The following is a 21,937-nucleotide window of genomic DNA, read 5'->3' on the forward strand; positions in this document are numbered from 1 at the left end:
CATGTTCATCCTGCGCTTCCTCTGGGCGGTCCTGACTTCGCGTTTCCTGTGGACGCTGATCGGCCTGGCGCTGCTGTCGCTGATCATCTGGGTATTCGGCCCGATCGTACGGGTCGGCGACTATGTGCCGATGGCGTCGCAGACGGTGCGCATCGTCATCATCGCTCTTCTGGTGATCTTCTGGCTGATTTGGCTGATCGTCGCGCAGCGCCGCGCGATCCGCGCCAACCGCATGTTCGTCGCCGAGATTTCCGCCCCGGTCGAGGAAAAGCGGCTCAGCCCGGGCGAGGAAAACGTCGCCGCGGTCGGCGCCAAGTTCCAGGACGTCATGGTCGAGTTGAAGCGCCGCAAGCTCGGCGGCCGCAAGTTCCTGCGCGAGATGCCGTGGTATGTGATCGTCGGCCCCCCGGCGACCGGCAAGACGACGGCCTTGCGCCAATCCGGCCTCAACTTTCCGATCGACCTCACCGACGATCTGCAGGGCATCGGCGGTACGCGCAACTGCGACTGGTTCTTCTCCGAAAACGCAGTGATGATCGACACCGCCGGCCGCTATGTCCAGCAGGAGAGCCAGCCCGATGTCGACGCCGTGGAATGGCTGGGCTTCCTCGACCTGTTGAAGAAGCACCGTGGCCGCCGGGCGCTGAACGGCGTCATCGTTGCGCTTGGGATCGACGCGCTGTCCGAGGGCGACGAAGCCGTCAAGGCGCATGGCCGCAAGATCCGCAGGCGCCTGGCCGAGCTCGAGGAGCGGCTGGAAATCCGCTTGCCGGTCTATCTCATGCTGACCAAGGCCGATCTGATCAGAGGCTTCGAGGCCTTCTTCGGCGGCCTGTCGACGGCGGCGCGCGAACAGGTGTGGGGGACGACCTTCCCACTCGACGCGCGCGTCGACGCCAAGACGATCGCGGGCGAAATCACGACGCTGTCGAGGGAGCTGGAAAAGCGGCTGGTGCCGCGGCTGGAGGACGAGGACAAGCTGGCCGAACGGGCCGAGATCTTCCGCTTTCCCGCACAGCTGCAAAGCCTGTCCGAGCCGATCCAGGTGCTGGTCGAGGCGATGTTCGGCGAGAGCCGCTACGAGGAGGCAGCCTGGCTGCGCGGCCTCTATCTGACCTCGGCCACCCAGGAAGGCGCGCCGATCGACCGGCTGACCGCGGCGCTGGCCTCCTCCTTCGGCCTGCCGGCACGACGCTCGATGCCGGCGCAGCGTTTCGAGAAGCGCAGCTTCTTCCTCAAGAACCTTCTGACCGAGGTGATCTTCAAGGAGGCCGGGCTCGGCACCTTCGATCCGCTGGCGCAGCGCCGCCGCAGCTGGATCTGGCGCGGTGCCGCTGCTGCCAGCGCGGCTGCGGCCATACTCGCCGGCGGCCTGTTCACCTGGTCCTACTACGACAATCGCAACGCCATCGCCGCGCAAGCCGGCCAGTTCGAAGCGCTGCAGGCGCCGCTGACGTCGACCGCGGCGACGCCCGCCTCGGTGCTGCAGCCGGCGATGGACGTTGCCCTGACCGCCATGGACGAAGTCGTCAATGCCAGGACTGCGCCTCCGAACAAGGCGCAGGACCTGCTCGGACCATCGGCTTCGGCCGAGATGATGCGGGCGCAGACCGACACCTATGACCACGCTCTGCGCAACGTGCTGGAGCCGCGCATGGTGGCGCTGCTCGAAGCGACCATGTGGCGGCAGATCCGCGATCCGGACTTCATGCTGGGGGCGCTCAAGACCTACCGCATGATGACCGGCCTGTCTCAGATGGACTCCGACTTCGTCGAGAATTGGTGGGTGAACGACCTGCCCGAATTCGCGCCGGCCGCGCCCTTCCTGACCGCCGATGCGGAAGAACACCAGCTGGCAGCGATCCGCCGCATGGCGGTCGATGATAGCTACATCAAACCCGACCAGGCGCTGGTCGCCGAAGCGCTGAAAACGGTCTGCACGATCTCGCTGCCGGCGCGGGCCTACAAGCAATTGCTGGCCGATCCGGCGGTGGCCGGATTGAAGGAATGGATCCCCGCCAATTTCGCCGGGCCGAACGGCGCCAAGGTGTTTTCGCGACGCTCCGACAAGACGCTGCGCGTCGGCATATCAGGCGCCTTCACCTATGACGGCTTCCACGATGCGATCCTCGACCGGGTCGAGGATGTCGCCGCCCAGGCGGCACTCGACCGCGCCGTGTTTGCCGGCGGCTGCTCGGAAAATTCCGAGACGTCGGTGTCGGCGCTGTCGGAAGATATCCTGAAGCTCTACTACGACGACTACATCGCGCAGTGGGACAGTTTTTTGCGCGACATGCGGCTGGCGCCGCTCAGCGACCTCAACATTGCCAGCGAGAATCTGAAAGACCTTTCCAGTGCCGATTCCGCGTTGAAGCGGCTGTTGACGGCGGTGGTCCAGGAGGTCGACCTCACCCGCTCGGACGACGCGCCGGCCGGTGACGACAAGGCGGCGGCGAAGGGCGGCTCGAAACTGCTGGGCAAGCTCGGCAAACTGGGCAAGATCGTCAAGACCGGCGCCAAGCTGTTGCCGCGCGCAGGATCGGCCAGCGAAGTCGACCTGACCGGCACGCTGGTGGCCGAACACTTCAAGCCGCTCAAGAGCACGATTGCCGAGGTCGACGGCCAGCCGCCGGCGCTCGATGCCGCGGTCGTTGCGCTGACGGCGCTGTCCAATGTGCTGCAAACGGTGACCGCCAATCCCGACCCGCAGGACGCGATCAAGAAACAGGGCGGGCTGGCCGAACTGACCGGCGCCGTCGCCCGCCAGGCACAGATCCTGCCCGACCCGGTCAACACCTGGCTGAGCGGCATTGCCGGCGACACCAGCGGGTTGACGCAGAAGGCCGTGGCCTCCGAGCTCAACGCCATCTGGCGCGCCGATATCCTGCCCTTCTGCCAGGCCGCGCTCAACGACCGCTATCCGTTCAGCCCAGACAGCGCCGTCGACGTCAATGTGCGCGACTTCGCCCGCCTGTTCGGACCGGCAGGGATGATCGACGGCTTCATCAACGACCATCTGATCAGCTATGTGGACACCTCGGCGCAGCCTTGGAAATGGCGTGCCGATTTCGGCCTCGACCCATCGGCGCTCGCCGCCTTCGAGCAGGCGCGGCGCATCCGCGACGATCTCTTTCCCGGTGGTCAAGGCCCGGTGATGGCGTTCACGCTGGAGCCGACCGACCTGTCGCCCAACGTCACCCGCGTGACGCTCAACCTCGACGGCCAGAACCTGGTCTATTTCAACAATGCGACGCGACCTCAGCCGATGACGTGGCCCGGCAAGGACGGCACCGGCGTCATCTCGCTCGCCTTCCAGCCGATCGACGGCTCGCCCGAAATCATGCTCAACGAGACCGGCAGCTGGGCGTGGCTGAGGATGCTGCGCGGCGGCCGCTTCACCGGGACGTCGCTGTCCGATGTCTACAGCCTGCGGCTGGGGACGAAAGGCATGTACGCCGATTTCAAGCTCAAGGCGGCGAGCGTGGAAAATCCCTACAACCTCCAGATGTTCAAGAAATTCTCATGTCCGCCGCAGATCTGAACACCGGCTTCTTCGGCAAGATTCCGGCGACCGGAGATTTCGTTGCCGTAAACCTGCCGCGGACCTTCATCGACCGCTGGGACCGCTGGATGTCGATGGAGTTGCGCGAGAGGCCAGACGAGGGGGAATTGGATTCGCGTGTTTGGCGCTTCATCGTCAAGAGCGGCATTTTCGGCGACCGGCCCTGTGCCGGCGCATGGCGCATGAGCGAGGACCGCGTGGGACGCCGCTATCCGTTCGCGATCATCGGGATTGGGGCTACACCGGCACCTGACGATGCATGGTTCGACGGCGTTGCGTCAATCGTTGATGAAGCGGTCGAATTGCAGAGGACGCAGTCCTGGATAGCCGAAGGCTTGGCCAACCTTGCCGCGCCCAGCAACAGCCATGGCGATCCGAACCGGATTGGCTTCTGGCTCGACGACTGGTCGGTGCATGAGTTCGCGTTCTCGGATATTCACGACCTGGCGGCCAACGCCCTGCCGAAAATGCGCGCCCCGCGCCCTGAGACGGAATAGCTCTGATGGGCAGCACAGTCTTTGCTGAAGGCATGGGCTTCTTCCACAAAGGAAGCGGCGGCAAGGGCGTGGCGCCGGGAGATGTGTGCTTGAGCCCGCCTTCCCCGCCGGCAGGCCCGGTTCCGGTTCCATACGTCAACATGCTGTCTTCCAGCGATCTCACCAAAGGCAGTAAGAGCGTCAAGATCGAAGGCAATCCGACCGCGCTCGAAAGCTCGTCGGAGGTTGCGACCAGCACCGGCAACGAGCCGGCCACCCAAGGCCTCGGCGCGGGGGTCATAACGCACAAGATCAAGGGCAAGGGAGTGTTCAAGCTCTGGTCGTTCGTCGTCAAGGTGGAGGGTAAGGGTGTCTGCCGCCATGGCGACACCATGGAGCAGAACACGGCAAGTCCACTCCCGAACACCATCGATACCGCCGCCTTGGTCAACTTCCGCAATGCTCTTCTGGTGAAAGAGAAGAAGAAATGCACGACCGATTATTGCTACGACGATCATTACACCCAGCCAACAGGCCCGCAGAAAGCCAAGGTTCAGAACCGGCCATGCTGGGAATGCAAACGTAACCTTGACAGGTTGAAGAAACGCACGACCGGCAAGAACAAGACCGCGATCAAGCGACTGGAGGCCAAGGTCAACCGGCAAATTTCGGGGAAGGAAGCCCCGCTGATCGCCGATCACCAGCCGACGCAGAAGGCAGCGTGGTACGCGGGTGGATGCAATATAGAGATCGTCCCACAAGGCTTCAAGGATGCGATGAAAGCGCTTTACGTCAGGCCGCATTGCTCCAGCCACAGCAACAGCCAGCCGGGCCGGCAGTCGAAGGTGGACAACAAGGCGATTAGGAAGTTCATGAACGCTCGGGGGATCTAGGCGATGAGTGCAACGGGTTTTGCCGATCTCGACGCTGACTATACGGCGATAATCGATGCGTGGACCGCAGAGCTCCACGCCGTCATGCCGGCGATCGAGGAATGGTGGGGCGCACTGCAGCAGCGCCTGAACGCCTCCGGTGAGAACATAGCCAATCTGCATTGGCCCGCCGGGCTGGTGGCCCATCCACGGATTCTGGCGATCTACCGCAAGCACTACTTCAAGGTTCACGGCCTGAACCTTGAACGGTACGCCCGACAGACCGATGATGACGACGAGGACGATGAATCGAACTGGGGTGAGGATGGCGACGAAGCGGACGCCAGCGGTCCCGTGCCGCCCAATCTGCTGCTGGTCGAAATGATGTCCGAATACGACACGGAACTATTCAAGTACTTCAAGTACTTCGTCTATGTCCCGATCGGCGAGGATCCATCTCTCGAAATGTGCTGAGGCTAGAAGAAGATGGCAATGCGGATTGATCATAGTGTCGAACTCGGCCTGAACCGGCTTCTCAACGCACCCCAGGACGTTGTCGGTCCCGATCATGGAATCCGCCTTTCGCGCCGCGAGGCCTCTGCTGCCTATAGGTCCCTGTTCAAGGCCTACCTCGCTGACTTGCAGGAGACGTTCGAGGTGGCTTCCGAGATCTGGGAAGCTGGCCTCGACGAACTGGTCGATGGCGGCCTGACCGTCAATCAAGCGATCACGGCCCAGCTGGATGATGCAGCGGCCGGCCCGGCGAATCATCCGGCGGTGGTGTGGCTCGTGCGGGAATACTGGCTGCGATGCGTTGCGGTGGGGGAAACGCTGCCCGCGGCCGACCGCCTCGCGCCTGAGGTGTTCCTGCTGCAATGGGTCGTCGATGAAGGCAACAAGGAATATGTAGAACTGCTGACGGCCATGCCCTATTGGCCGATCGGGCTTGATGAAAACGGCCGGTGGTGCTGAACGATGGCCTTCGATGTCTGGCTGGAAAACAGGACACCCTTCGCCGCCGCGACGCACGTCCAATTGAATGCTGACGGCCAAGAAACTCTGATTGTCATGCTATCGGCAAGTTTCACGGCGACGGATGAAGGAAAGGAATTCCAGCCAGCGGCCGAACAGGTGCCGGTGATCTTTGGCGATGAGCCTTTTGGCGATCCGGCCCTTTCATCGACCCGCTACGAAGCGGACATCGCGCCCGTCAAGCCTGGCGCCGAGGTGATCGTGAATGGCGTCGCGCACGCGCCGGATGGAAGGCCGGTACGCGAGATGCAGGTTGGCCTGCGTGTCGGTAACTCGATCCGCAAGGTATTGCAGGTCGTCGGGGACCGGATCTACGACTCCGGCGGCTACAGCGCACCGGCGCCTTTCCGGACCATGCCGATCGTCTATGAACGCACCTATGGCGGCACTTTGGAAGACTTGCGCACGGACCAGCGCAACCCAGTCGGCGTGGGGTACCATAACGCCCGGTCTGCAGATCCTGCGGTCAGAACCGAGGCGCCCAACGTCATGTATCCGGGCGAAGCGCAAGCCCGACCTGGGGAATCCCTGAGGCCGGCGGGATTCGGGACGATTGGCCGGGGCTGGCAACCGCGCCTGGCTTTCGCCGGAACCTACGACAAGGCTTGGCTCGAATCCCAATGGCCGCTCGCTCCCAAAGACTTCGACACGCGGCATTATATGTGCGCCCCAGCCGATCAGCAGATGGCCGGCATCGGCAACGGCGAGGATATCACGGTGATCGGCATGACGGCTTCGGGCAGATGGGATTTCCGCCTGCCGCGCATCACGGCCCCGCTTCGGCTCATTTATGACGATCGTGTAGAAGAAAACGCGTTCAAGCCTGACACCGTGCTCATCGAGCCTGACTTGAAGCGCGTGACCCTTAAGGCTCGTTTGGCAGTGGTAATCCGGCGCAACGTGCCGGCGCTGCGGGAAATCGCCTTCGGCCACATTTCTCCTGTTTGGATCAATGCGCGCCGCAAGCGAAAACTCTATCTCAATCTTCTCGGCGGCGACGGGGCCCTGCGCGATCGCTCGGCGTGGCAGCCGTGAAGCGGCCGCTCTACATCTCGGTTGGTGGCGCCGTCACGCCTGCTGGATTGAACGCGCGCCAGACCATCTCAGCCATTCGCGCCAACCTGTCAGCATTTCAGGAGGTGCCTCTTTCAGAGCCGTTTCCCACCACACAGATCGTGGCACGCATTCCAGCCAAGGCGGGCCTGCGACGCAATGACGGGGTATGGCTCGCCAGCATGGGCGCCCGCGCTCTCAAGGAGGCGATGCTCGACAACAAGGCAACGCCGGACCAGACCGCTGTTCTGCTCGCGCTGCCGGAGAGTTTCCGCGACCATCCGGCGTATGAAGAGGTCGAGCGGGGGCGCCTTTTGAATGCCATTTTCGAGCGATGCGGCCTGCGCTTCAATGCCGGCTCGCGGGTATTTGACGGCGGTGCCGCAGCCAGCGCCGGACTGCTCGACTATGCCGGCGACATGCTAGAATCCGGGACCGTCGCGCAGGTGCTGCTGGGTGGTGTGGACAGCCTCGTCAACGGGACCGACATTGCGCGCTTGATGCGAGCCAATCGTCTGAAATCCGAAAACAATGCTCAAGGGGCAGTCCCTGGCGAGGGCGCTGTCTTCGTGCGCCTGACGCGAGCGCCGGGGAGCGGGCCGGCTGCAATGATTTGCGGGGCGGGCCTGGCTCAAGAGATCGACAGCGTTCTTTCCGAACGCCAGAGTCAAGGCCGTGCGATGGTGGCTTCGCTGCTTGCTGCCTTCAGCGGGTCCGGACCCAAGGAACCCGATATCGAGTTCCTTGTCAGCAATGGAAACGGGGAACGGTACAGCGGGCTCGAACAACTGGTCGGTCGCTCGCGCTTCTACCGCACGCACCGCGAGATATTCCCGACAGCCTACCCTGCGATGACGGTCGGCGACATTGGAGCCGCTAGTGCGGCACTTGTTCTGATGCTGGCGGCCGACAGTTTTATAAGCGGTTACGCGCCGGGCCGCGTCGCAGCCTGCGAGCTTGCATCCGAGGGTGGCAACCGGTCGGCGATCGCGCTTACCGACCTCCGCCAACGCTGAACGGAGGGACAAGCCTTCCCTCGGCGAAAGCGATCACATCCACGCCGGGAACTTGCGTGTCCTGCGCCAGTCTGCCAGCGGCGCCTCGGGCGTGGCGATTGCCGCGCGCAACGCATCCACCCTGAGCCTGCGCATCGAACGGAACAGACGATGGTTGCGCCCACCGCGCCCTTCGTCCCACCATGCTTCGACGCGATCGGCGGCCGGCAGCGAGCTGTCGTCGAGTTGGGCAAAGCCCTCGCCAAGAACAGCTGGATCGGCAACGAAAAGGTCGGTGTCGCCGAAGTCCACCTCGAACAGATCGCGAAGTGCTGCACCCGCTGCGGATGCCAGTTCCGGCTCGCGCATCTTCTCGATCAGCCACGGCACCACCGCTTGGTCGCCGAGCAGCCCGATCGATGCCGTGGCCGCGATGCGCAAGACAGGCTGTCCGAGACGTGATTGCAGCCAGGCCTTGCCGGCCTTCGGCGGCGTCGTCAGCAGGCGCAACTCGATCGCCGCCTGCGCATGGTCCGTCTCCGTCAGCACGATCTTGTCGATCACCGAGTGCGCGGACCGAGCCTCGCCAAGCAGGCAAGCAGCGAAGGCGGCCGCAAGACGTTCTTTCGTTGTCTCGCCGTCAAGCCCAGCCAGGACTTCCGGAAGCAGGTCGCGCCGCCTGAGCACGCCGGCGAGCCGGACGGCGCGCCAACGCACGTTCGCATTGGAATGGCTGGCCAGATCATGCAGGCGCTGTCCCGGATCGACGCGATGATGCCAGAGCGCAGATAGCCCAAGACAGCGCAGCCGCGCGTCGCGCGTGTCCAGCCACTGCGCCACGAACGGGCGCAGGTTTTCGCCCGGCGTGCGCGCGATCGCGGCAGACAGGCTCGATATGCCGGCGTCACCTAGGCTTGCGCCCGCGTCGATTGCAGAGGTCACCAATTTGGCATCGCTCCAACGCATTGCCAGAGTGCCAAGCACGAAAATCTCGCCCGGTTCGGCGTAGTCGGCGAAGCGCGCTTGAGCAGCTTCCCAACCGGCCTTGCCGGCTGCCATGAGCCCTTCGAGATTGGCTTCGAGACGCTGGTCGATGCGGCCGATATCGGTCTCGTCGAGGATTGGACCGTCGATCTCCAGACGACGTCGAAGCCACAGGAACGCCGCGTCCTCGGCGTGTTGGTCCACGATCGCCGCAATGGTCGCGATGCTGTGCATCGGCAATGCCTCAGTTAAGATGCACGGCCCCGCCGCGGATGCGGTTGGTGCCACTGGCCTGGCTGGTCAACTGGGTGCCACGAATGGTCACGCGTCCATTCTTCTCCAGAATGATCGATGCCAGGCCGCAGCGCAGTTCAATGCGCTCATCGCCGTTGATGACGACACGTTCGCCGTCGCGGACGACTTCGAGGCTCCTGCCGCGGGGCGCAGGATCGACGATGCGCCCGACCACCAGCGGCCGCGCCGGGTCGCCGCCCTCGAAGAGCAAAGCCAGTTCGGATCCGACGGCCGAAACGTCCAGCTCCGTCAGGCTGCGCGCCGCTATCGCGGTCTCGCGCGGATTGCCGACGAAGACAACCAGCGGCGCCCCGCCTTGGAAGCCGATCAGCAGGCCGATCACGACGCCGTCGATACGCTCCAGCACTTCCATGATGATGCCCTCAATTGTTGTTGATCGTGCTGCCCTTGACGATCACCTCGCCGTCGGCCTTGACGGTGATCTTGCCGCTGCCCTTGAGGGTAATATCCTTCCCATCAGCGACAATGGTGCCATCCTTTTTCATCGTGATCGAGGCCGAACCGCATTTGAGCGTGATCGAGTCGGCCGCCTCGATCATCAGATTCTTGCCGACCTTGATCACACTGTCTTCGGCTATCTGGATTCCGCTGCCTTTGCCGACCTTGAGCGCGTGCCCGCCGCCGACATCGGTTGCGTCGTCCGCAGCGATTTTTGCCGACCTGCCCTTGCCGATCTGCGACGACTGTGCCCCGCCGATGGTGAAACTCTGATCGGCGCCAACATTGACGCTTTGCGCCGCCGCGATGTTCCAGCTATCAGCCGCGCCGATATCGTGGCTCTGCGCAGCACCTACGGTGACCGACCGCGTCGCACCGATCGTGTTCGTCTGCGGACCGCCCACAGTTCGGGTCTCGGATGCTCCGACCGAATCGACCCGCGCCGCGCCAACAGTCACCGTCTGCACGATCGCGACGGTCTGGGTGTGGTTGGCGCCGATCGTCTCGGTCGAGTTCGAGCCGATGTTGATCGTCTCATCGACCCCCACCGTCAGTGAGCGGTTCTTGCCCACCGTCTCGGTGTCGTTCGACCCGATATTGGTCGTCTGGTCGACGCCGACCTTGACCGTCTTGTTGTTGCCGACGTCCTCGTCGAGGTTGTGGCCGACGGAGTGCTTGGCGTCGTGGTCGATGCGGTCGGACTGGTCGTGCTGGACCAGCTTCTGGCGATCATTCTTGATCAGAAGGTGGTGGTCCTTCTGCGCCTGGAAGTTGACCAGCTCCGAGCCGGCCTTGTCCTCGAACATCAGTTCGTTGTAGCCGCCACCGCCCTTCGACGAGTTGGACTTCCAGCCGGACTGCGTGGCGTTGCCAGGCAGTCCGTAGGGCGGCATCTGCGAGGCGTTGTAGACCCGGCCGGTGATGATCGGCAGGTCCGGATTGCCTTCGATGAAATCGACGATCACTTCCTGGCCGATGCGCGGGATCTGGATGAAGCCCCAGCCGCTTCCGGCCCAGGTCTGCGACACCCGCACGAAGCAGGAGCTCTTCTGGTCCTTCTTGCCGAGGCGGTCCCAGTGGAACTGCACCTTCACCCTGGCATATTTGTCGGTGAAGATCTCCTCGCCGGACGGACCGACGACCGTCGCCGTCTGCGGCCCGCGCATGATCGGCCTTGGCGTGATGCGCGGCGGCCGATAAGCAACTGAGGTCGGCGCCACACCGAGCACCACCTTGAAATTCTCGCCATCGGTGTCGACGCCGGCGCGATAGCCCGGATCGAACAGCCGGTACTCGGCGCTGATCACCAGATACTCCTTGTTCTGGTCGTCGCGCGGAAAGCCGTCGAGCTTGAAGGTGCAGCCGGAGAACAGGCCGCGCACGGTGCCGACAGCGGCAATGCGCATATGCGGCGCCTGGATTTCTTCGCGCCTGATCGCCGCCAGGCTGTCGCCGCGCCCGACTTCCAGATGCGCGCCGGGGTGGCGATAGTTCTCGCCGGCGGCCTGCTTGTGGCCGAAGGGCTGCGCCGACTTCGCCATCAAATCGGCGGCGGGTTTTTCGAAGTCATAGTCGGTGTGGGCATAGGCGCCGGGGCGCACCGCGCTGCCTGGAATCCAGTCGGTGATGTACTCGACGTCGCGGCGCGAGCCCTGCCCTTCGAACTGATAGAGCACCGTCTCATAGCCCGGCGCTGGCTTCAGCTTGCTCATGGCGTCGGCCAGGATCAGCGTGTGCTCGCCCTCGGCATGCTCGAAGAAGTACATTATGCCTTCGTGCTCGAGCAGCCGCTGCACGAAATCGAGGTCGCTCTCGTCATATTGCACGCAATATTCGCGCGGCGGATAAGAGCCTTGCAAGCGCTTTTCGAACTTGGCGATGCCGCCATATTTGGAGAAAATCTCCTCCACGATCTCGACGGCGGTCTTGTCCTGGAAAATGCGGCAGTCGGTGGTATTGCCGAGGAACCACAGCCACGGCCTGACGACCGCCTCATAGTGAGCCAGCCGATCTTCGATGCGGGTAAGGCGAAACTCGGCGATGAGGCCGCTGAACCAGCGCTTGGGGTCGGCCTCGCCTTCGATCGAAACGGCGCCGCCCAGCATCTTCAGCGGGTCGACATCGGCATTGGTCGAGACAAATCCAACGGTGTAGGCAAGGCAGCGGCTGATCTCGTCGCGGCCGACGAGATGCGTAAAGGTCAACAGCTCGGCGCCGACCGGCGTCTGCACAAGCGCGGCGCGTTGTTCACTCGGCATGGGTCGTGCCCCTCCTGAGCGCTAGTGTGGCAGGTTCGAAGCCCTTCTTGTGTTAACGACCTCACGTTCAGGGATATTTCGCAACTTGCCACCCAAGCCATGTTGAGCCTACCACATGTTCTATGGCAGACCAAAGAGGACAAGCGGCAGGCCGTTGCTGTTTGCGCCGCTTTCGCCAGTGTGAAACGCCGCTCTCCCGCTGTGCCCGCAAGCTGCTAGACTGTGGCACATCGGATCAATGGAAACGGCAGCGGTCGACGGTCCATAGCGCATGTTCATCAGTCTGCAGATCAGCAATGTCGATGTCCTGCCTGCCGGGCTGCCGCCCGGCTACGCATCGCGCGACCGCGGCTTCGAGATCGGGCGGGAGAACTGCGCCTGGACCTTGCCCGATCCGGACAAGTTCATCTCCGGCCGACATTGCGAAATCCGCTACGAAGGCGGCGCCTTTTTTCTCCACGACGTCTCGCGCAACGGCACATTCGTCAACGGGTCGAGCCAGCGCCTGACCGGCCCGCATCGGTTGGCGCAAGGTGACCGGCTCCGGATCGGCCGCTATATCGTCTCGGTGTCGATCGATGACGGGAACCCAGCCTTCGGTGGCCATGGTTCGACGCAACGGCAGATGCCCGTTGCCGGATCCTTTCCAGACCATGTCGCATCGCCACGGTCACCGACCGCGCCACCCGCTTCGGTCTCCAGCCGGCCGCAGCAAGCCGACGAGATCCTGCGCGCGATTGCCGCCGGCGCCGGCATTCCGCCAGAGGTGCTTTTGCTGCGCCAACCGCAGGAGGTAGCCGGCGAGATCGGCGCGGTGCTGCGCATCGTCGTCGACGAGCTGGTGTTGCTGTTGAAGGCGCGCGCCGCTGCAAAAGTCCTGGCCAAGACCAGCGACCGGACCATGATCAATTCCGCCGACAACAATCCGCTGAAGTTCGTGCCCGGGACAGACGAAATCCTCGACATCATGTTCGCGCGGCGCAGGGCCGGCTATCTCGATGCCAGGCACAGCATCGAAGACGCTTTCCACGACCTCAAAACACATGAATTCGCCACCTTCGCCGCCATGCAGGCAGCGCTGTCGCGGTTGCTTGACGATCTGTCGCCCGAGGCGATTGCGAAAAAACTGCCGCCATCCTCCTTTGCCTCGAAGAAAACGCGCGCCTGGGACGCGCTGGTCGCGACCTGGCGGGCCAAGGAGGAAGCGCACGAGAATGGCATGCTGGACATATTCCTCACCTATTTCAGTGAAGCCTATGCCAAGGCCGCCAAACCGAAGACCGGCAAGGGCTAAGCCCGCGCACCGCTGAAGACACCGTGAAGGCGACCCGAGCACGGGCCGGCCACCAAAATTGCGCCGGGTTTCCATCGCAACCTTCTGAGACTACGATCACATACGACGATTGAGCACGCGGGTACGGTTGGTCGACCTCGGGGGTCTGCGGCACATGTCATGTCACGGCGAGATAGCGTCCTGCGGTCCGCGTTTGCGCGGACATGGCGCTGTGCGTCGCGGCGCGCGGGCGTAGAGGCAGGGATCGGCGATGAGCTCGAAGGATGATCCTTTCGATCCGACCGGCAAAACCGTCATCCGCCCCAGCCGCCCCAATCCCGGCCGCAAGCAAAAGACGGTTCTCGCCCGCGATGCGCCGGCCCCCGGCAGTACGGTGATCGCCCCTGCCAGCGTCCCGGAACCCACGGTTTTCGATCCCAACGCCGGCCGCCAGCCGCCGTCCGACGTCACGGGGACGGTGATCTATCAGGGAACGCCCTTCGCCAACGCGCCGGCCGATCCGCCCGTTCACGGCTCAGCCGGGACGGCGGGGAAACCGCCATGGGATGCGCTGCTCGGCGCCAGCGATGCCGTCGATTATGGCGCGGCCAACCCGATCGTCGCTGCCGCGGCGCCCTTGCTGATACTGCTTGGGCATCTGCGGCTGATGGCTGTCGAAAGACCGGCCGAGCCGCTGGCGCAGCATGTCGCCGGCCTGATCGAGGATTTCGACCGCAAGATCGCCAGGACCGATACCTCGGAAGAGGATGCGCGCATCGCCAGCTATGTGCTTTGCGAAACCGCCGACGATATCGTCGCCAATCTGCCCGGTTCCAGCCGGGATGCGTGGGCGCAGGACGCAATGCTGCAGCGCTTCTTCCAGGTCAAACCCACCGGCGCCGGTTTTTTCCAGGCGCTGAACACGGTGCTGGCGACGCCGGAACCTCATCGCAATCTCATCGAGCTGATGCATGTCTGCCTGTCGCTTGGCTTCGAAGGCCAGTATCGCGGCCAGCCGCGCGAGAGCCTCGAACGGGTCCGCCGCGACGTCTACGAGACATCAGCCTATTTCCGCGTCCTCGGTGACGACGACATCTCGCCGCGCTGGCAAGGCTTGTCGGTCACATCGGCGCAAGGCTCCAGGCGGGTTCCGCTCTGGGCCATAGCCGCTGCAACCGCGGCAGTTTTGACCGCAGCCTTTTTCACGCTGCGCGTGCTCATCACCAATGATGGCGAGGCTGTTGCCGGCGAGTTGCTGGCGCTCAATCCGGCGACGCCGGTCACCATCGAGCGCACCGGTTTCGTGCCGCTGACCGAGGAGGTGAAAGTCGTCGCAGCGCCAACGACGATTGCGCAGGTCGATCGCATCCGCACTGCCTTGGCCAAGGAGATCGAAGGCCGCGGCGTCAGCGTCGGCACTAAGGGTGATTTCATCATCGTGGAAATCAGCAACGCCCTGCTGTTCCAGTCGGGACGAGCCGAGGTCAAGCCGGAGTTCGAGCCGGTGGCCGCCAGCATCGCGGCGGCTCTCGACGCGGAGCGCGGGCCGATCCGGATCGTCGGCCACACCGACAACGTCAAACCGAAGAAGACCAGCGCCTTCAAATCGAATTTCGACCTCTCCGTCGCACGTGCCCAGTCGGTGGAAAAGATGATCGCAGCGCATTTCAGCGATCCGTCGCGGACAAAGGTCGAGGGCAAGGGCGAGGACGAGCCCATCGCCGACAATGCAACGCCGGAGGGCCGCGCCAAAAACCGCCGTGTCGATGTAATGATCCCGCGGGAGGAGATGCTGTGACCGGCTGGCTGCTGCGCATCTTCAGCGCGCTCGCGCTCGCCGGCTTTGCCGCCGCGGTCTGGTACGCCGGCCCGTTAATCCGCTTTGCCGGCGCCCGGCCGTTGGATCCCATCTGGCTGCGGGCAGCGATCATCGGCATCGTCGTCGGAACGGTGGCGATCATCTATGCAATCCGGTTCTGGCGCAGGCGCAAGGCGCAGAAGGCGCTGGAGGCAGCCATGGCCAGCGCCGAGGATGACGGCAGCGATGCAAAGGTGCTGGAAGCTCGCATGAACGAAGCAGTCGCGACGCTCAGGCAGTCGAGCGGCAAGCGCAACTTCCTCTACGACGTCCCCTGGTACATCGTCATCGGCCCGCCGGGCGCCGGCAAGACCACCGCGCTGGTCAATTCCGGCCTGAACTTTCCGCTTGCCGGGTCGGGCCAGGCGCAGCCGGTGGCGGGTGTCGGCGGTACGCGCAATTGCGACTGGTGGTTCACCGACGAGGCGGTGCTGATCGACACGGCCGGGCGCTACACGACGCAGGATTCCCATGCACGGACCGACAGCAAAAGCTGGCTGGCGTTCCTGTCGCTGCTCAAGCGGCACCGGACGCGTCAGCCGATCAATGGCGTCATCCTGGCGATCAGCCTTGCCGATCTGATGGCGGACGGAGAGCAGGCGGCCCGTGACGCCGAGATCCGCAGCCGCCTGCAGGAACTCCACGAGGTCCTGAAGGTCCGCTTTCCCGTCTACGTGCTGTTCACCAAGGCCGACCTGGTCTCCGGATTCATGGAATATTTCGGCGGTTTCGACGAAGCACGCCGGCGCAAGGTGTGGGGCGCGACCTTCCAGACCGCCGAGCGCGGCCTGAACATGATCGCAGAAGCGCCAGCCGAATTCGACGCGCTGGTGAAGCGCCTGACCGAAGAGATGAGCGAGCGGCTGCAGGCGGAGACCGATCCGGTCGCGCGCATCGCCATTTTCGGCTTCGCCGCGCAGCTCGGTGCGCTGAAAGGCCGGATCGTGAATTTCCTCGAGGGCGTTTTCGAGCCGACGCGCAAGCAGCTGAACGCCCCCCTGCGCGGCCTGTATTTTTCTTCCGGCACGCAGGAAGGCACGCCGATCGACCAGTTGCTGGGCAGCATAGGCCGCAGTTTCGGCAGGAATGCCCAGGCGCATCTTTCCGGCACCGGCAAAAGCTTCTTCCTGCACGATCTGTTGAGCCGCGTCATTTTCGCCGAGTCTGGCTGGGTGTCCTATGACAGGGCGGCCGACAGGCGCGTTGCGATCGCCCGCTACGCCGGCCTGACAGCGATCGCGGCCATAGCGATCGCCGCGCTTGGCGTTCTCGGCCTGAGCTTTACGACCAACAAATCGCTGGTCGCCGCGACCGGCCAGGCGGCAGGCCAATACCGCGCGACAGCCGCGCCGCTGCTGGCCAGCACGACGGTGTTGGATGCCGACCTCGAAACCGTCATCGGCGCGCTCGATGCGCTGCGCGGCCTGCCGGCCGGCTACGATACGAGAGACCAGCCCACCCCGGCCACGGCGACGTTCGGCCTCAGCCAGCGTGAGCGTATCCTTTCGGCTTCCGAGACTGCCTACCGGCAAGGGCTGGAGCGCATGTTCCGCTCGCGCCTGCTGTTCCAGCTCGAACGCACGATCGAGGCCAGGATGGCCGATCCGATGGCGCTGTACGAGCCGCTGAAGATTTACCTGATGCTAGGCGGCAAGGCGCCGAAAGTGGATGACGAACTGGTCGTCACCTGGCTGAAACTGGACTGGGAACAGAACCGCTATCCCGGCGCCCACAATCGCGACGGCCGGGCGCAATTGGAGAAGCATTTGCGCGCCATGCTGGCGCTCGACAACGACCAGGATCCCTCGTTCGAACTCAACCGCACGCTGGTCGAATCCGCCCAGCGCTCGCTCGGCCGCATGAGCCTTGCCGATCGCGCCACCGCTCTCATCCAGTCGGCCACCTATGCGGCGGCGCTGGACGATTTTTCGGTGGCCTCGCAAGCCGGCCCGGAAGCGCCGATGCTGTTCGAGCGCAATGACGGAAACGATCTCGCCGGCCTTCGCGTCCCCGGTCTCTACACCCATGCCGGCTTCGACTTCTATCTGGCGCAACTTGCCAAGAGCGCGCAGGCGCTGGTCGACGATCAATGGGTGATCGGTTCGAGCGGCGAGCAAGGCGGCTTCGACCAGGAATTGCTCAAGCTCGGCCCGGAACTTCTCGACCGCTACGGCAAGAGTTTTGCGGCGGCGTGGAACGAGGTGCTCGACAGGTTGAAGTTCAAGCCAATGGCCGCCGACAAACCGCAATATCTGGCGCTGTCCGCAGCGGGATCACCGACCTCACCGCTGATGCAGCTGTTCGAGGCCATCGCGCGCGAAACAGCTTTGACGCAAGAGCGCAATCCGGCTGCGCCGTCTCAAGACAGCGACCAGGAAATCGCCGCGCGCGCCAAGGGCCTCGCCCGCATCGGCATCGAGCTTGCGGCGCGCAAATCGCAGAGCCGGGCCGGGGCCGCCTTTGTCAACACCCAGAACCAGGATCCCGGCGCCAACATCGAAGCCCAGTTCCGGTCTTTCCAGGCTTTGGTGGCCGGGGCGCCGGGGCAGCGGCCGCTCGACGCCCTCACCCAGAATTTCCGCGAAATCTATCAGAGCGTGCGGCTGGCCGCCGATGTCCCCGCCCAGACGGACCAGGCCAACGCCAATCTGCAGCTGCAGATCTCGACGTTGCGCGCCAATGCTTCGCGGCTGCCGAAGGCGCTGGCCAGGATGGTGAGCGCGGCGGCGGACGATTTCGAGGGCACCGTCGCCGAAACATCGACCACGCGTCTCAACGAGATGCTGGAGGAGACCGTCGGCCGTCCGTGCGAGGAGGTGATTGCCGGGCGCTTTCCATTTGCCCCCGCCGGCACCGACGATGTCGCCATGGCGGATTTTGCCAGATTGTTTTCTCCGGGCGGGGTTCTCGACCGGTTCTTCGCGCAGAACCTGGCGTCGCTGGTCGACATGAGCGGCCAGGACTGGGACTGGAAACAGGACACCAGGTTCGGCCGCAATCTGGCGAAATCGACGCTGAAGAACTTTCAGCTCGCGGCACAAATCCGCGCGGCTTTCTTTCCGCTCGGCGGGCCGGTGCCGTCGATCAACATCACCTTCACGCCGCTGTCGCTGCATGGCGATGCCGACATGGCGCTGCTCAATATCGACGGCCAGGTGCTGCAGGCCACCCAAGCCGGCAACACGCCGGGCCTGATTCCGTGGCCGGGCAAGACCGGTTCGGCCAGTCTCAGCCTGACGCCGGAGCTGCCCGGCCGCGAGTCCGCAATCAAGTTCGACGGTCCCTGGGCTTTGAAACGATTGCTGGACAAGGGGCAGGTCACCGCCAATGGCGATAGTCTCGAAGCGCATTTCGTCATCGGCGGACGGGATGTCGCCTACACGATCAAGACCGGGGAGGACGGCAACCCATTCACGCTGCCGGCGCTTTCCGCGTTCAGCTGTCCGAAGGCTTTCTGATGGGGAATTGCATGGCAGGACCAGCGATTGCAGGACGCAGAGACAGCGGCGGCACCACACGGTCCGTCATCAGCGGCTTAGATTTCGATACTCTAATGAATGGGGCTGTGGCAGACTGGCCAGGCACGTCAGCCAAGGCGTTGCGGAGCGTAGGCAAGTGAACGATGCCGCCTTTGAGAGCTACGGCGTGAGCCACAAGGGCTGCGTGCGTGACCACAATGAGGACAGCTTCCTGGTCGAGCCGCGGATCGGCCTCTGGGTGGTGGCCGACGGCATGGGCGGGCACGAGGCCGGAGAAGTCGCTTCGGCAAGCATTGTCGAGCATCTGGCGACGATCGGCATCGCCAGTTCGGCGCCGGATCTGCGCGCCCGCTTTGAGGATCGGCTGAACCGGGCGCATGCCGAGATCCGCCGGATTTCGCGCTCACGCGGCGTGACCATCGGCTCCACCGTTGCCGCACTGCTGGCCATGGACGGCAGGTTCGCCTGCCTGTGGTCGGGCGACAGCCGCGTCTATCTCGTGCGCAACGCCGCGATCTCGCAGATTTCGCGCGACCACACCGAGGTCCAGGAACTGCTCGACAGCGGCGCGATCAGCGCGGCCGAAGCGGAGAACTGGCCGCGCCGCAACGTCATCACCCGCGCCATCGGCGTCAACGATGAAATCGCCATCGACTTCCAGCAGGGAGAGACCCTTGCCGGCGACATTTTCATCCTCAGCACGGACGGCCTGACGGCGCATGTCAGTGACGCGGAGATTGCGGCTGCAGTGCTCTCGGCAGCGCCGCAGGCTGCCTGCGAAAAGCTGCTTTCCATGGTGCTTGAGCGCGGCGGCACGGACAACGTCACCATCGTTCTGGTCAAGATCAGAGACAAAGGCAATGGCCTGTCCCGAGCAGAAGGCCGCGACCGATGAGCTCCGACGACAAGACTCGGCTATTGCCCAACATGGCGGATACCAGCGTCGGCACGCAGCTCAGCGGCATCTACGAGCTCGACGAACGCATCGCGTCGGGCGGCATGGGCGAAGTCTATCGCGGCCACAACATCCAGACCGGCGATCATGTCGCGATCAAGATCGTGCTGCCGGAATTCGCCCGCGACCAGACGATCCTGTCGCTGTTTCGCAAGGAAGCCTCGATCCTCAACCATCTGTCGCATGACGCGGTCGTGCGCTACCACGTCTTCACCATAGATCCCGGCATCGGGCGGCCCTATCTGGCGATGGAATTCGTCGACGGCCAGTCGCTGTACGACGTCATGCGCGGCGGGGCGATGGCGACTCCGGATGTGCGCAAACTGTGCCACCGGCTGGCCTCGGGCCTGAGCGCCGTGCACCAGGCCGGCGCCATCCACCGCGATCTGTCGCCCGACAACATCATCCTGCCGGGCGGCCGGGTCGAGCGGGCAAAGATCATCGATTTCGGCATTGCGCGATCGGCCGCGGTCGGTGGCGAGACGCTGATCGGCGGCAAGTTTGCCGGAAAATACAATTACGTCTCCCCCGAGCAGCTCGGGCTCTATGGCGGCGAGGTCAGCGAACAGTCCGACATCTACAGCCTGGGGCTGGTGCTGGCGGCGGCGCTGCGCGGCAAGCCGATCGACATGGGCGGCTCGCAATACGAGATCGTCGAAAAACGGCGGACCGTCCCTGATCTCTCCGGCATCGATGCCGATTTCAGGGACATTGTCGAAGCGATGCTGCAGCCTGACCCGGATGATCGACCGGCCAGCATGGCCGAAATCGCCCGGTTGACGCGCGACGACAGCGACGCGACCTTGCCGCCGGCATCGCTCGCGCCCCGGCCCGGCCTGCCGCGAACCGGGCAGACCGCAGGGCCTGTCTCGAAGGTCGGGGACTCGCCGGCCCAAGGCTTCGGTTCGGCCCCGCCAAGCGGCACGGCGGAGCCGTCTTTCGTGCCGCACGTGCGCCCAGCGCACCTGTCGCAGCCGAAACCGGCTGCTGAAACTCCCAAGCGAGCAAGCACACCACCGAAGCGTGCTACTACAGGCAGAAATCTGACGATCGCGGTGCTGTCGGCGGTGGCCGTGGTATCGCTTGGAGGGCTCTATGCATCGAGTATCGTGGGATTCGGAGACCGGCCTCGCGTCGCCGACACCGGCAAGCCGCTCCAACCCGAACTGACAAAGCCGATCGTCGCTGACAAGCCCGTTCCGGACACTGCGCCGGTCGAGAAGACGGTGCCAAAGCCGCAACCAGCGGAGACTCCGGCTGAAGATCAGGCCAAAGCGCCGGTCGAGCCGCAGCCGACGCCGCCAGTCGCGTCGAGCGCTACGGCCCCGCTGCCGGCCGCACCAACCGACAAGACCGTCGCGCTGCAACCGCCATCCGGCCCGTCACAGTCCGATGCCGCGAAGAACCCCGAGCCTGTCAGTCCGCCGGTAGAGCCCAAGGCGACAGCGCCGGCCACGCAAACACCTGAACCGACGGCCGAGGCACCCACGCCCACAGCACCGGCGCCGGAACCCACCGCTCAAGCGCCCGAGCCCAAGGCGCAGGCCCCTGAACCGGCCGCGCAGGCGCCCAAGCCGGACACGCAGGCGCCTGAATCGACCGCGGAGCCCAAGCCAAGCCAGCCCGATATCGCCAGCGGTGAGCAGGCCGACAAGCCGGCAGAGCCCGAAATTGCCATGAACGTGCCCAAGCCGGAGGTGCCGCCACCGGCCGATGCGGCCGCGGAGCGGGCCACCTGGGTACGCGCCTTCAATGGTGGTGACTGTTTTTATGCGACGGTGACGTCGGCCACCGACAAGGGTGTCGCGATCGAGGGCTTCGGCACGTCGGTGCCACCCTTCGAACAGTTGCTTGGGGAATTCCAGGCGAAGTTCCATGTCGAGCCGGATATCAGCGTCCGCCTTATCCAGCCCCCGCAATGCGGGATCACCGGCTTCCTGCGTTTCATGGGCGCGAGCACGGCCGACAGGCCGCAGCTTGTCCTCGACCAGACATCGGTGCCGGACGGCTCGCCGATCGACGGCACGCTGGTGACGCATGGCGGGCTGGTGTCGAGCGTGTTCCTGATCGACCACAGGGGCATCGCCTTCAACCTCGACGACCATGTTGTCGTACAAGCCGACAAGGCGACCTTCTCGATCCCGATCGGGCTCGGCGCCGCCGACAAGGCGGCAGGCAAGGCGTTGCCGCAGATCATCATGGTGATCACCGGGCCGCAGGACATTAAGGCGGCGGACTTCACAACGCCGACGCCGGCCTCGGTGCTGTTGCCCAGGATACTCGACGAGATCGGCGCCAGGAGTTCGGCATTTTCGGCGACCGCCAAATATTTCCGCCTCGGCGGCTAGCACCGACGCCGATGCAACGCCGTCGCCGAGATCCCGTCC

Annotated in this window: 15 protein-coding genes; 12 read left to right on the top strand and 3 right to left on the bottom strand. The window is 64.3% G+C overall.

The genetic code is table 11. The annotated features are described in order from the left end of the window. Position 1: 1 nt before the first annotated feature. Genes tssM (ACYG9Y_RS19360) through ACYG9Y_RS19390 form a run of 7 tightly spaced genes read left to right on the top strand, consistent with a single transcriptional unit; the run spans position 2 to position 8,011 of the window. Positions 2–3,541 (top strand): type VI secretion system membrane subunit TssM, encoded by a 3,540-nt coding sequence (gene tssM, locus ACYG9Y_RS19360; protein WP_023738408.1) that lies wholly within the window; start codon positions 2–4, stop codon positions 3,539–3,541. Next, a complete protein-coding gene (tagF, locus tag ACYG9Y_RS19365; protein ID WP_023704809.1) occupies positions 3,523–4,059 on the top strand; it encodes a type VI secretion system-associated protein TagF in 537 nt (178 codons plus the stop codon). Before tssM (ACYG9Y_RS19360) ends, tagF begins: the two co-directional genes overlap by 19 nt. 5 nt (positions 4,060–4,064) lie before the next feature. Further along, positions 4,065–4,931 carry a DUF4150 domain-containing protein gene (locus ACYG9Y_RS19370; RefSeq protein ID WP_023682619.1) on the top strand — a complete coding sequence of 289 codons (867 nt, stop codon included), beginning with the start codon at positions 4,065–4,067 and terminating at the stop codon, positions 4,929–4,931. Positions 4,932–4,934: 3 nt separating this feature from the next. Next, the gene (locus ACYG9Y_RS19375; protein WP_023682620.1) at positions 4,935–5,384 is read left to right on the top strand and encodes a hypothetical protein; all 450 of its coding nucleotides are present in this window, start codon (positions 4,935–4,937) and stop codon (positions 5,382–5,384) included. A gap of 18 nt (positions 5,385–5,402) precedes the next feature. Further along, the gene (locus ACYG9Y_RS19380; protein ID WP_023682621.1) at positions 5,403–5,882 is read left to right on the top strand and encodes a hypothetical protein; all 480 of its coding nucleotides are present in this window, start codon (positions 5,403–5,405) and stop codon (positions 5,880–5,882) included. Positions 5,883–5,885: 3 nt separating this feature from the next. Beyond that, complete coding sequence (locus tag ACYG9Y_RS19385) at positions 5,886–6,977, top strand: DUF2169 family type VI secretion system accessory protein (RefSeq protein WP_023682622.1); 1,092 nt, start codon at positions 5,886–5,888, stop codon at positions 6,975–6,977. After that, on the top strand, positions 6,965–8,011 hold the full coding sequence (locus ACYG9Y_RS19390; protein WP_023682623.1) for a hypothetical protein: 1,047 nt from the start codon (positions 6,965–6,967) through the stop codon (positions 8,009–8,011). Before ACYG9Y_RS19385 ends, ACYG9Y_RS19390 begins: the two co-directional genes overlap by 13 nt. A 33-nt stretch (positions 8,012–8,044) precedes the next feature. Here ACYG9Y_RS19390 and ACYG9Y_RS19395 read toward each other — a convergent pair whose 3' ends face one another. Genes ACYG9Y_RS19395 through ACYG9Y_RS19405 form a run of 3 tightly spaced genes read right to left on the bottom strand, consistent with a single transcriptional unit; the run spans position 8,045 to position 11,985 of the window. After that, complete coding sequence (locus ACYG9Y_RS19395; protein ID WP_023704807.1) at positions 8,045–9,208, bottom strand: hypothetical protein; 1,164 nt, start codon at positions 9,206–9,208, stop codon at positions 8,045–8,047. A 10-nt stretch (positions 9,209–9,218) separates the two neighbouring features. Continuing rightward, positions 9,219–9,644 (bottom strand): DUF6484 domain-containing protein, encoded by a 426-nt coding sequence (locus tag ACYG9Y_RS19400; RefSeq protein ID WP_023682625.1) that lies wholly within the window; start codon positions 9,642–9,644, stop codon positions 9,219–9,221. 7 nt (positions 9,645–9,651) lie between these two features. Next, positions 9,652–11,985: a type VI secretion system Vgr family protein gene (locus ACYG9Y_RS19405; RefSeq protein ID WP_023704806.1), complete on the bottom strand. Its 2,334-nt coding sequence runs from the start codon at positions 11,983–11,985 to the stop codon at positions 9,652–9,654. Positions 11,986–12,256: 271 nt separating this feature from the next. Here ACYG9Y_RS19405 and tagH point away from each other — a divergent pair, with 271 nt between their 5' ends. The 5 genes from tagH (at position 12,257) to ACYG9Y_RS19430 (ending at position 21,898) form a co-directional block, all read left to right on the top strand. Beyond that, positions 12,257–13,279 carry a type VI secretion system-associated FHA domain protein TagH gene (gene tagH, locus ACYG9Y_RS19410; protein ID WP_023738407.1) on the top strand — a complete coding sequence of 341 codons (1,023 nt, stop codon included), beginning with the start codon at positions 12,257–12,259 and terminating at the stop codon, positions 13,277–13,279. 250 nt (positions 13,280–13,529) lie between these two features. After that, a complete protein-coding gene (gene tssL, locus ACYG9Y_RS19415) occupies positions 13,530–15,056 on the top strand; it encodes a type VI secretion system protein TssL, long form (RefSeq protein WP_023738406.1) in 1,527 nt (508 codons plus the stop codon). Further along, a complete protein-coding gene (tssM, locus tag ACYG9Y_RS19420; RefSeq protein ID WP_023738405.1) occupies positions 15,053–18,574 on the top strand; it encodes a type VI secretion system membrane subunit TssM in 3,522 nt (1,173 codons plus the stop codon). Before tssL ends, tssM (ACYG9Y_RS19420) begins: the two co-directional genes overlap by 4 nt. A gap of 157 nt (positions 18,575–18,731) precedes the next feature. Beyond that, the gene (locus ACYG9Y_RS19425; RefSeq protein ID WP_023692196.1) at positions 18,732–19,490 is read left to right on the top strand and encodes a PP2C family protein-serine/threonine phosphatase; all 759 of its coding nucleotides are present in this window, start codon (positions 18,732–18,734) and stop codon (positions 19,488–19,490) included. Continuing rightward, positions 19,487–21,898, top strand: coding sequence for a serine/threonine-protein kinase (locus ACYG9Y_RS19430; RefSeq protein WP_023738404.1), 2,412 nt, complete (start codon positions 19,487–19,489; stop codon positions 21,896–21,898). The genes ACYG9Y_RS19425 and ACYG9Y_RS19430 overlap by 4 nt, the downstream gene beginning before the upstream one ends. Positions 21,899–21,937: the final 39 nt, after the last annotated feature.

Source organism: Mesorhizobium sp. W050, assembly GCF_054719535.1.